The organism is Rhodoblastus sp. (assembly GCF_052145335.1).
In the GTDB taxonomy this organism is placed as follows: domain Bacteria; phylum Pseudomonadota; class Alphaproteobacteria; order Rhizobiales; family Beijerinckiaceae; genus Rhodoblastus.
Map to the genome: position 1 here is coordinate 1 of NZ_JBKQOU010000298.1, position 11,524 is coordinate 11,524.

At 63.3% G+C, this 11,524-nt stretch carries 10 protein-coding genes; 9 read left to right on the forward strand and 1 reads right to left on the reverse strand.

All coding sequences use genetic code 11. The features are described from left to right. Positions 1–56 precede the first annotated feature (56 nt). The 4 genes from coaD (at position 57) to ACLP2E_RS18145 (ending at position 2,299) form a co-directional block, all read left to right on the forward strand. Entirely contained in the window at positions 57–557 is a 501-nt protein-coding gene (coaD, locus tag ACLP2E_RS18130) for a pantetheine-phosphate adenylyltransferase (protein WP_442462598.1), read from the forward strand. Positions 558–568: 11 nt separating this feature from the next. Beyond that, a complete protein-coding gene (locus ACLP2E_RS18135; protein ID WP_442462597.1) occupies positions 569–1,132 on the forward strand; it encodes a peptidylprolyl isomerase in 564 nt (187 codons plus the stop codon). Between the two features lie 30 nt (positions 1,133–1,162). Then, positions 1,163–1,618 (forward strand): peptidylprolyl isomerase, encoded by a 456-nt coding sequence (locus ACLP2E_RS18140; RefSeq protein ID WP_442462596.1) that lies wholly within the window; start codon positions 1,163–1,165, stop codon positions 1,616–1,618. Between the two features lie 216 nt (positions 1,619–1,834). Continuing rightward, complete coding sequence (locus ACLP2E_RS18145; RefSeq protein ID WP_442466733.1) at positions 1,835–2,299, forward strand: hypothetical protein; 465 nt, start codon at positions 1,835–1,837, stop codon at positions 2,297–2,299. A gap of 73 nt (positions 2,300–2,372) precedes the next feature. Here ACLP2E_RS18145 and ACLP2E_RS18150 read toward each other — a convergent pair whose 3' ends face one another. Next, entirely contained in the window at positions 2,373–4,151 is a 1,779-nt protein-coding gene (locus tag ACLP2E_RS18150) for a B12-binding domain-containing radical SAM protein (protein ID WP_442466734.1), read from the reverse strand. A 389-nt stretch (positions 4,152–4,540) separates the two neighbouring features. Between ACLP2E_RS18150 and ACLP2E_RS18155 the strand changes: the two genes are divergently transcribed. The 5 genes from ACLP2E_RS18155 to ACLP2E_RS18175 all read left to right on the forward strand — a co-directional run. Then, entirely contained in the window at positions 4,541–5,248 is a 708-nt protein-coding gene (locus ACLP2E_RS18155) for a protein-L-isoaspartate O-methyltransferase family protein (protein ID WP_442466735.1), read from the forward strand. A 219-nt stretch (positions 5,249–5,467) separates the two neighbouring features. After that, on the forward strand, positions 5,468–6,859 hold the full coding sequence (locus ACLP2E_RS18160) for a TolC family outer membrane protein (protein ID WP_442466736.1): 1,392 nt from the start codon (positions 5,468–5,470) through the stop codon (positions 6,857–6,859). Between the two features lie 136 nt (positions 6,860–6,995). Next, the gene (locus ACLP2E_RS18165) at positions 6,996–8,042 is read left to right on the forward strand and encodes a DUF2497 domain-containing protein (protein ID WP_442466737.1); all 1,047 of its coding nucleotides are present in this window, start codon (positions 6,996–6,998) and stop codon (positions 8,040–8,042) included. A 142-nt stretch (positions 8,043–8,184) separates the two neighbouring features. Further along, positions 8,185–10,959, forward strand: a complete 2,775-nt coding sequence (locus ACLP2E_RS18170; protein ID WP_442466738.1) for a valine--tRNA ligase — start codon at positions 8,185–8,187, stop codon at positions 10,957–10,959. Positions 10,960–11,338: 379 nt separating this feature from the next. Further along, positions 11,339–11,524, forward strand: a 186-nt coding sequence (locus ACLP2E_RS18175; protein WP_442466739.1) for a hypothetical protein, incomplete at its 3' end; no start/stop codon positions are given.

Below are 11,524 nucleotides of genomic sequence, written 5' to 3' on the forward strand. Positions count from 1 at the left end.
GGCTTTTCGGGGCCTTCGGCGTTGCGGAAAGGGCGCGGTTTCGCTAGCAATGCTTCATGCAACGCGTCGCGCTCTATCCGGGGTCGTTCGATCCCGTCACCTATGGTCATGTCGATGTGATCCGCGCCGCCTCGCGGCTTTGCGACCGCCTCGTCGTGGCCATTGGCTTGCATCCGGGCAAGACGCCGATGTTCACCGCCGAACAACGCGCGGAAATGATCGAAAAGGTCTGCGCGGCCGAGGCGGCGGAACAGGGTTGCGAAATTGCGGTGGTCACTTTCGACGGTCTGGCGGTCGAAGCGGCGCGGAAAAATGGCGCGACGTTGATCCTGCGCGGGCTTCGCGATAGCGGCGATCTCGATTATGAGATGCAGATGGCGGGAATGAACGGGGTGATGGCGCCCGACGTGCAGACAGTTTTTCTTCCCGCCAGTCCGCAAGTGCGACATATAACCGCCACTCTGGTGCGCCAGATCGCCAAAATGGGCGGCGACGTCTCCGCCTTCGCGCCGCCGCTGGTCGTCGAGGCGCTTCGCGCCAAGGCGGCGAAACACTAAAAGGAATTTCCATGACCGACGAGAATAGGAAGCATTTCGATCGCCGCCAACTGGCCAAAACCCTGTCGCTCGGCGCGGCCGGCGCTCTCTTCGCCGGCCGTTCCGCTTTGGCGCAGGAGGACAAGTCCAATCTCGTCTATCTCCAGCTCAAGAACGGAACGGTAGTCATCCGCCTGCGCCCCGACCTTGCTCCCAAACATGTCGAGCGGATCAAGGAGCTGGTGAAAAGCGGCTTCTACAACGGCATCGTCTTCCATCGCGTCATCGAGGGCTTCATGGCCCAGACCGGCGACCCGACCGGCACCGGCATGGGCGGCTCCAAAATGCCCAACCTGCCGGCGGAGTTTTCCTCCGCGCCCTTCGTGCGCGGCACGCTGGGCATGGCGCGCTCCAGCTCGCCCAATTCGGCCAATTCGCAATTCTTCATCTGCTTCGCCCCGGCGCCCTTCCTCGACGGGCAGTATACGGTGTTTGGCGAAGTCGTCTCCGGCATGGAATTCGTCGACAAGATCAAGCGCGGCGAGCCGCCGGCGGACCCGGACAAGATCATCAGCATGAAACTGGCAGACGCCTGATTCTCAAATTTATCGAAAGAAGGAAACATCATGTCCGACGAAGGCAATCTCCTGACGCTGGAAACCACAAAGGGCGAAGTGGTCATCCGCATGCGCCCCGATCTCGCGCCCAATCACGTTGCCCATATCAAGAAACTGGTCGGCGAAGGTTTTTATGACGGCATCGTCTTCCATCGCGTGATCGACGGCTTCATGGCCCAGACCGGTTGCCCGCACGGCACGGGGACCGGCGGCTCGTCCTATCCCAACCTCAAGGCGGAATTCAACAAGGAGCCGCATGTGCGCGGAACCTGCTCGATGGCCCGCGCCGCCAGTCCCGATTCGGCCAATTCGCAGTTTTTCATCTGTTTCGCCAAGGCCGGCTTCCTCGACGGGCAATATACCGTTTGGGGCGAGGTGATCTCCGGCATGGAGAATGTCGACAAGATCAAGCGCGGCGAACCGGTGCGCGATCCCGACAAGATCCTGTCCGCCAAGATCAGCTGAACGGAACTTATTGTAAAAACCGGGGTTTCGATCCCGGTTTTTTTTGCTCCTGGCCGCTCACAGGTTTGCCAGCGCGACGGGGTTGGGAAAACCGAGGCTTTCGTTAGGTTTTCACGATAGTTTGTTGCAGCTTCGCATTGACGGACGCGAAAAAGAGACGGAAGCTTCGCATTGCAATCCGGCGTCCGATGGCGGCCGGTTCCTGGGGAGCCTTTCATGTCTTATCGTTCAGCACTTATGCTTGTCGGCGCCGTCGCGCTCATCGGCCTCGGCTCCGCCGCCCGCGCCGAGGAATCGGCGATGAAACAATGCGCCGACAAATGGCAGGCGGCCAAGACCGCCGGCACGACCGGCGGCTTGAGCTATCTGCAGTTTTCCTCGAAATGCCGCGCCGATATGAAGGCGGCGCCGGCCGCCGCGGCGCCTGCCGCCCCGGCCGCGCCCGTGGCCGCCGCTCCGGCCAAGCCCGCCAAGCCGGCGGCTCCGGCGTACACCGGTCCGGCGGTATTCCCCACTGCGGTTTCGCCGACCTATTCCAATGAAAAGCCCGGCAAGGCCCGCATGAAGACCTGCGTCGACCAGTACAACGCCAACAAGGCGACTGGCGCCAATGGCGGCCTGAAATGGATCCAGAAGGGCGGCGGCTATTACAGCGAGTGCAACAAGAAGCTGAAGGGCTGAGCTCCCGTCTCGCAAAAAACAACCCCGGGTTTTTCGCCAGGGGTTGCTTTCAGTCCTCAAGCCGAACGCCCGTTCAGCCGACCTTTTCCTGCTGCTTGGCCAGTTCGTGATCGTGATGCTTGGCCAGCATTTTCTTGGCGTGGTCGCCCGCCGCGCGGGAGGAGGCGGAATTGTTGAACATTTCCAGATCGTCGAGATCGCTGTCCTCGACCGGGGTCAACGCCAGGTCCATATAGGTTCGCGCATCCGGCGATTTCTTGAGTCGCCGCCTCAGCCGCGCCAGCCGCAAAGCCATGGCAGCCACCCGCAGATGGTTGACGACGACGCCGGCGACGTATTTTGGATAGAAAGCCAGCGGGTTTTCGAGAGCCATGCCCGGCCGCCGGTCACGGCGCACCTTCCGCCTGAAATAGCCGCCTTCCAGCGGATGAATGTTCTCCAGGTTGATGCAGGCCCAGAACCAGATCAGGAGGAACATCACCTTGCCCGGCGAGTTTCCGGTCGCCGCCGAGCGACGCATCACCGTTTCCATATGTTCCGGGGTGTAATAGGCCGCCCAGGCCGCCTTGTAGGCGCCTTCCCATTGCGCCTTTGACATTTTCGGATGGGCGGTGACCGCATGTTCGAGGTCGTATTTGTTCATGTCCGGGTCCATCCAGACGCCGGCCTTCAGCAGGCGTTGATGGTCTTCCGATCCCGGCAGCGGCGTCAGGAAGAAGAATTCCAGCATGTCGAGCGGCAACTCGCGCTTGATGATTTCGATGTCGCGCGCGATCGATTCCGGGGTATCGGCGGGAAAGCCGGTGATATAGCCGGCGGTGGTGTAACAGCCGGCCATTTTCCAGGCGAGAAGCATTTCGCGGTATTCGGCGATGCGGTTCTGCTTCTTCTTGGCGGCGATCAGGTTTTCCGGGTTGATGTTCTCCAGCCCGATGAACACCCGCCGCACGCCGGCCTTCGACGCTTTTTCGATGAAGCGCGGAATGCGGTGGCTCAAAGTGTCGACCTGGATGACGAAGGACATGCGAACGCCGTTTTCGCGCATGGCGATCAGGCGGTCGAAGATCGGCTCCCAGTTCTTGTTGCGGGCGAGATTGTCGTCGGTGATGAAGAAACTGCTGATCCCCTGCGCCAGATTGGCGCGAATGATCGCTTCGACGTCATCGGCCGAGCGAAAGCGCGACTTGCGGCCCTGTACATTGATGATGGTGCAGAACGAGCACTGGAATGGGCAGCCGCGCCCGGCGTCGAAACTGGTGACGGCGCCGCTGGTGCGCTGGATCACATAAGAGGGCAGGAGCGGCGCGGGCGTGCTCTCGATCCCCGGCAGGTCCTTCATGAAATTATAGAGCTTTTGCAGTTTTCCCGCGTAGGCGTCGCGCAAAACGGTGTCCAGCCGTCCCTCGGCCTCGCCGGCGAACAGGCTGATGCCGAGCGCCTGCGCTTCGAGGAGATCGGCGGGCAATTCGGGCAGCATGGCGAGGCAGCCGGAGACATGGAAGCCCCCCATGGCGACATCGACGCCACAGGCGCGAAAACGCCGCGCCAGATCCAGCGCATGGGGAAACTGGTTCGACTGCACGCCGACCAGGCAGACCAGCCCACGCCCGGCCGCCTTGATCGAGGCCGCGATTTTTTCCGGGCGGATTCGGGTGTTGGTCTCGTCCAGGCCGACGATCTCGATTTGCACGTCGTCGCCGAGCGCTTTTCGCGCGGCGCAATCGGCGGCGAGCCCATGCAGGGCGGCCAAAGTATTGGAAGGAATGGCCGAACGCAGCCACTGGATGACATAGCCCTCGTCGTCGTAATGCGAAGGCTTTATCAGGTAGAGCTTGAATGTTTCGGTCGCCATGAACGCCCTTTTTCGCGCCCTTGGGCGCATGGAACAAAGACTGACTTTGCCGACTTGCACAGTCCATTCCGGAGCGCAGGCCATTAGCAAAAATTTCAAGAGATTGCGACTCGTCTTTCCCTCATGGGAAAGAGCGCCCGCAGTCGGTGCGGGGAGGTCAAGATAGCTGGAAAGATCAAGCAATTCCAGCCGCCGATCCCCGATTTCGCCACGGGCAGGCCCGCTGCTTGATCTTGAACGCTTTTTCCGTCCGCCGCCGCCCGGGCGAGAAATTATCGCGTCGCGACAGGCTGTGGACAGAGGCTGGTCGCCCGCTTATAAAGCGCCCAAGGTCCCGCGAGGACCATGCGCGTCGGGCCGACGGTCCGACAGATTCCTGTAGGCGAGCCATGCAAGATACCGAATTGGCGACTTCTTCCCCCGCGCCTCTCGCCTCGTCCGCGGTTTTGCGGGAAACCATGGTCGAGCGGCAGATCCGCACCTTCGACGTGACCGACGCCGGCGTGCTGGCGCGGATGCGCGCAGTGCCCCGCGAACTTTTCGTCGATCCGAACCTGGCGACGCTGGCCTATTCCGACGCCTGCCTGACCGTCACTGGCGCGCAACCGCGCGAATTGACGGCGCCATTGATCCTTGCCCGCCTGCTCAAGGAGGCGCGTTTGTGCGAGGGCGAGCGGGTTATGGTCGTCGCCGGAGCTTCGGGCTATGCGGCGGCGCTGATCGCCGGACTGGTCGGCTCGGTCGTCAGCCTCGACGACGACGCCATCCTCTCCGCCAAGGCGCAGGCCAATTTTTCCGCGCTCGGCCTGAACAATGTAAAAACGCTGACGGCGCCGCTGGCGCTGGGCGCCCCGGGCGAGGCCCCTTTCGACCTGATTTTAGTCGACGGCGTCAGCCAGGGCGCTTTCGAGGCGCTTTTCAAGCAGTTGAGCGCGGACGGACGACTGGTCGCCATCGTCGCGAATCAGGCCGGCGCGCGGGTTGGCAAGGCGACCTTGTTCCAGAGCGCCGACGGCCATGTCAGCGCCCGGGTTTTGTTCGACGCCTCGGCGGGCGCCTTGGCTTCTTTCGCCAAGCCGCGGGAATTTGTGTTTTGAGCGATGGGCGCCGGAATTCTGTGACTTTTTTGGCGCAGGGCGCTGATAAAACGCGGGTTTGCGCGATGGATTGCTTGCTGTTGCGTCCTTGTGGTTGACGCTGGGCTCGGGATCCATGATTTTGGACGCAGCGTCGGCCCATCTTATTCCCCGTATAGGAAGGGCGCTTCGGCTGCCCTTCGGGATGGCTCCGGTTCGGGCCGGTTAAGGAGTGCGGTTTTGCGGTTTTTCTCTAAGCTAGGATGGGCGCTGGGCGTTTCCGCTCTCGCGGCCTCGGGCGCGTCCTTTCCTGCGTCGGCGGAAACCATGTCGGGCGCCTTGTCGCGCGCCTACAGCAATAATCCGGACATCAACCAGCAGCGCGCCGCGGTGCGCGCCCGTGACGAACAAGTGCCGACGGCCAAGGCCGGCTGGTTGCCTCACGCCAGCGGAAACCTCAACGCCGGCCGTCAGGTCAGCGAGATATCAAACCTGTTCGGGCAAGGCGGCAACACCAAATACGGCGCCTTTCCGCGCGGCTCCGGCGCCCAGGTGACGGAAACGGTGTTCGACGGCATGCGCACCGCCAATAGCGTGGGACAGGCCGAATCGTCGGTGCTGCAGGCGCGCGAAACCATGCGCGAGACCGAAATAACCACTTTGCAGGCCGGCGCCACCGCCTATATGGACGTTTTGCGCGACACGGCGGTGCTTGGCCTTCGCGCCAATAACATCAAGGTTCTGGAGGTCCAGCTCCAGCAGACGCGCGATCGCTTCCAGGTCGGCGAAGTGACGCGGACCGACGTCGCCCAGGCCGAATCGTCGCTCGCCACCGGCCGGGCCGACTACGCCGTGGCGCAATCGCAACTCGAAACCTCGGTGGCGAATTACCGCCGCCAGATCGGCGTTCCGCCCAAGCAGTTGCAGCCGGCGCAGCCGATCGAAAAACTGCTGGCGCGCACGGTCGACAGCGCCATCTTGACAGGTCTGGAAGAGAATCCCACGATTCTCGGCGCCCTGCACCAGGTTGATGCGGCCCAGGCGGCGGTCAAGGTCGCGGAAGGCGCCCTCCTGCCGACGGCTACCGTTCAGGGCCAAGTGTTGCAGACGAACGACACCAGCGGCTTCCCCAATTACAATCAGTGGAGCGTCAGCGTCGTCGGCGCGATCAATGTGCCGCTCTACCAGGGCGGCGCCGAATACGCCGGCGTGCGCCAGGCCAAGGAAACTTTGGGGCAGGCGCGGCTGGCGGTCGATTCTCAGCGGATCGCCGTTCGCGCCGCCGTCGCTAGCGCCTGGGGCCAGTTGCAGGCGGCCCGCGCCCAGATCATATCCTTCCAGGCGGCGGTCAGGGCTTCGGAAGTCGCGCTCAATGGCGTGCGCGAGGAGGCCAAGGTCGGCCAGCGCACCACGCTCGACGTGCTCAACGCCCAGCAGACCCTGCTTAACAGCCGCGTCCAGCTGGTGACGGCGCAGCACGACCGCGTCGTCGCCTCCTATGCGGTGATGGCGGCCGAAGGCCGGCTGACCGCGGAAGGCCTCGGCCTCGGCGTTGTCGCCTATAACCCCGACATTCATTACCAGCAGACCAAGAATCGCTTCATCGGTCTGGACACCCCGGACGGACGCTGAAGCTTCCCTTGGGCAAGAGTGTTTCCCGGTGGGAAACATGAGATTCAGCGGTCACCCGGCGTGATCCTGGCTTGCGCGTCGCATCGAGGAAGCGCAGTTTTATATCTTCCCGATTCGCCTGCGAGCGTCAGAGGCCATGACCGCAAACGCCCCGTCTCATTCGACCGAATTGAGCGCCGAACAGAAGGCGCATGAGCCGTCAATGGACGATATTCTAGCCTCGATCCGCCGAATCATCGCCGATGACGACGCCCTGCCGCTAAGCCGCAGCGCCCGCGCCACCGCTGCGCCGCCACCGGCCGGCGCTGTTCCCGCCGCTGCGGCCGTTCCCGCCCAGGCGGCGCCGGCGAGCGCCGCCCCGGTCGCCGACGCCTTTTTCGGACTTGGCCAGCGCCTTTCGCGCCAGTCCGCCAATGGTTCGCCGCGAACTCCTTCGACGACGGTTCTGGCTGCAGCCTCGTTAAAACCGCCGATGCTGAAATTGCGCGATTTCGCGCCAATACGCGCGCCGGTGCAAGAGCCAGCAAAGCAAGAGCCGGCGAAGGAAGTCGCCGCCCGGAAAGCCGTCGAGGATGTCGCGGCTACCGAAGGCGTGACGCAGGAAACCCCGGCGAAACCCGGCGGCGCCGACTTGCCGTCGGCCATGGAATTGCGGCCGTCGTTGCCAGAAGCCGACCAGCCGGCCGATCCCCCCAAAGCCTCGGTGGTGACTCTGGTCCAGCCGTTGTCGAACGCCGTCGAGTCCCGGCTGAAAATCGCCGCGCGGGCTTTTCGCGCGCCGGCTCCGCCTGCGCCCGAACCGGTTGCGGAAAAGCCAGCCACTTCCGTTGTCGAGAACGCTCGGATTTTCGAGACCGCTCGGACGGAGCCCCGCACCGAACAAGCGGCCCCTCCGCCTGCTGCTCCGTCAGCGCCCGCGGCCGAGCAGAAGACTCTCGAAACGGAATCCGACTCCTCGAAATCGGAACAGGCTCTGGTGTCGCCGGCCAGCGGCGCCCGGATCGGCGCGTCTTTCGAGGCGCTGGCCGAATCGATGCTGCTGCGGGACCCTCGCATGATCGAGCGGCTAGCCCGCGAAATGCTGCGGCCGATGCTGAAGGAATGGCTCGACGACAACCTGCCCAACGTCGTCGAACGGCTTGTCCGCGCCGAAATCGAACGCGTCGCGCGCGGCCGCGACTGAGCCTCGCACCAATCCTCTCCGTTTTGCGCTCCTCACGCCAGCAATTGCGTTGACTTGCCGGTCGCGCTCGGTTTTGTTGCGCGAAATCCGCCGCTCGTGGTCCGATCGAAAGATCGGACCCGAAAATACTGGTTCGCACAATATGATGGACAAGACTTTCGATCCCGCCGCCGTGGAAAGCCGCATCGCAGCGGAATGGGAGGCGGCCGGAGCCTTTCGCGCCGGCAGGCCGGAACGCGCCAGCGCCGCGCCCTATACCATCGTCATCCCGCCGCCGAACGTCACCGGCTCGCTGCATATGGGCCATGCGCTCAACAATACCTTGCAGGACATTCTCTGCCGCTACGAGCGGATGCGCGGCAAGGACGTGTTGTGGCAGCCGGGGACGGATCACGCCGGCATCGCCACTCAGATGGTGGTCGAGCGCCAGCTCGCCGCCGCCGGGGAGCCGGGCCGCCGCGATCTCGGCCGCGAGGCCTTTCTCGAAAAGGTCTGGGCCTGGAAGGCCGAATCCGGCGGCGCCATCGTCAACCAGCTCAAGCGGCTCGGCGCCTCCTGCGACTGGTCGCGCGAACGTTTCACCATGGATGACGGTTCGTCGCGCGCGGTGCTCAAGGCCTTTGTCGAGCTCTATCGCGCCGGCCTGATCTACAAGGACAAAAGGCTGGTCAACTGGGACCCGAAACTGCTGACGGCGGTTTCCGACATCGAGGTCGCGGCGCAGACCGTCAAGGGCTCGCTCTGGCATTTCAAATATCCGCTTGCCGACGACAATGGCGCCGCCACCGATGAGTTCATCGTGGTGGCGACGACCCGTCCCGAAACCATGCTCGGCGACACGGCGGTGGCGGTCCATCCCGACGACGAGCGTTACGCCCACCTGCATGGCCGCAACGTGTTGTTGCCGCTGGTCGGCCGCCTGATCCCGATCGTCGCCGACAGTTATTCCGATCCAGAAAAGGGCTCCGGCGCGGTGAAGATCACCCCGGCGCATGATTTCAACGATTTCGAGGTCGGCGCGCGGCACAATTTGCCGCTGGTCAATATTCTCGACGCCGAAGCGCGGATCATCCTGCGCGAGAACGAGGCGTTTCTCGAGGGCGTGATCGAGAACGACGACCTCTCGGAAACGCTCGACAGCCTGCACGGGCTTTCCCGCGAAGAAGCGCGCAAAGCGGTGCTCGCGGCGATGGAGGCGCGCGGCCTGATCGCCATGATCGAGCCGCACGAGCATCAGGTTCCGCACGGCGACCGTTCCGGCGTGGTGATCGAACCCTGGCTGACCGACCAATGGTATGTCGACGCCAAGAGCCTCGCCGAGCCGGCGCTGGCGGCCGTGCGTTCGGGCGAAACGGTTTTCGTGCCGAAGAACTGGGAAAAGACCTTTTTTGACTGGCTGGAAAACATCCAGCCCTGGTGCATTTCGCGGCAATTGTGGTGGGGCCACCAGATTCCGGCCTGGTATTCGCCCTGGGGCGAGGTCTATGTCGCCGAGGACGAGGAGGAGGCGCTTGCCGACGCCCTCGCCGACGCGGCGCGGCGGGGCATCTATTCCGACGAGGAAGCGCAGGCCATCGCCGAAGACCCGGGCAAGGCGGCGGGCCTGCTGACGCGGGACGAGGACGTGCTCGACACCTGGTTCTCCTCGGGCCTGTGGCCGATGTCGACGCTCGGCTGGCCGGAGGAAAACAACGATCTGGCCCGGCGCTATCCCACCGACGTTTTGGTCACCGGCTTCGACATCATCTTTTTCTGGGTCGCGCGTATGATGATGTTCGGCCTGCATTTCCAGAAGGAGGTCCCGTTCCGCCACGTCTATCTGCACGCCCTCGTCCGCGACGAAAAGGGCGCGAAAATGTCGAAGTCGAAGGGCAATGTCATCGATCCCTTGCATTTGATCGAAACTTACGGCGCCGACGCCCTGCGCTTCACCCTGGCGGCGATGGCGGCGCAGGGGCGCGACATCAAAATGGCGACCAGCCGCGTCGAGGGCTATCGCAATTTCGCGACCAAGCTGTGGAACGCCGCGCGTTTCGCCGAAATGAACGATTGCGTCGGGCGTCCCGGTTTTAATCCGACCAGGGTCAAGGAAGTGCTCAATCGCTGGATTCTCGGGGAGACGGCGCGGGCGCTCAGTGAGGTCGAGACGGCGCTGGCCGCTTACAAGTTCAACGAGGCGGCGCAGGCGGCCTATCGTTTCGTGTGGAATATTTTCTGCGACTGGCATCTGGAGCTGACCAAGCCGCTGCTGCAGGGGCCGGACGGCCCGGCGAAGCAGGAGACGCGCGAAACCATCGCCTTCGTGCTCGATCAGGCCTGCAAGCTGCTGCATCCCTTCATGCCCTTCATCACCGAGGAGCTGTGGGCGATCAAGGGCGAATTTTTTCCGCGCGAGAGCGTTCTCGCTCTCGCCTTGTGGCCCGACCTCAAAGGTCTGGAAGATTCCGAAGCCGAGGCGGAAGTCGGCTGGGTGGTCGATGTGGTGTCGCAGGTGCGCTCCGTGCGCGCGGAAATGAATGTTCCCGCCGGGGCACAGGTTCCGCTGGCCATGGTCGGCGCCAGCGAGGCCGAAGAGCGCCGCGCCGAGCGCTGGGACGATGTTTTGAGGCGGCTGGCGAGGCTGTCGCGGATCGATCAGGTCGCGAAGGCGCCGCCGCAATCGGTGCAGATTCTGGCGCGCGGCACGAATCTGGCGCTGCCGCTGGAAGGGGTGATCGATTTCGCCGCCGAGCGGGCGCGGCTGGAAAAGGGAATCGCGGCGGAGCAGAAGGAGATCGGCAAGATCGACGCCAAGCTCGGCAACGCCGATTTCCTGCGCCGCGCGCCCGAGGAAGTGGTCGAGGAAAACCAGGAGCGCCGCGATCTGGCGGTGGCGAAGCTGGAGAAAATGACGGCGGCGCTGAAACTGCTGGGGTGAGGACGCCATCTTACCCAGCCCGTCGAAGGACGCCCGTCTTCGATGGGTTTGGGCGGCGGATGAGAGTGGCGCCGCTTGAAGGGCGCAGGAGGCCAGCGCCGGATTTTTGGCTGGTGATCGAGGCTTGACATAGGTTCCCGCCAAACGACGCAAAACGGCGGGAAGCGGAAGGCCATGAGCGCCGAGCGAAAGGGCAGGATTTCGCCACGAAGCTGTCGTTGGTCGCGCAATCAGTCCGGCTGTGCAGCGAAAAGAGATTTGCTAACGATCCAAAGCGCATTGCCGATCAAGGAGGAGAATTGTTGCAGCTTGACGCTGATGTAAAATTAGGCGGCAGGGGTCGGGTGTAATCGTTCACTCGCCGGATTGGGAGCGCAGCATGTCCACTGGTGACGCTAAAAAGATTGCAATCGAGATTTTGGGCGCTGTTGATTGCGAGCACATGGTTGACCGCCTGTGGTTTTACGACTGGCGTAAACCTGCTGATTTCTGTGAGCAGCGCGCCAAACTTAGCCAACAAGCCCCCGACACTCTTCATCGGGCGGGGGGAAACAAATGGCTTCGT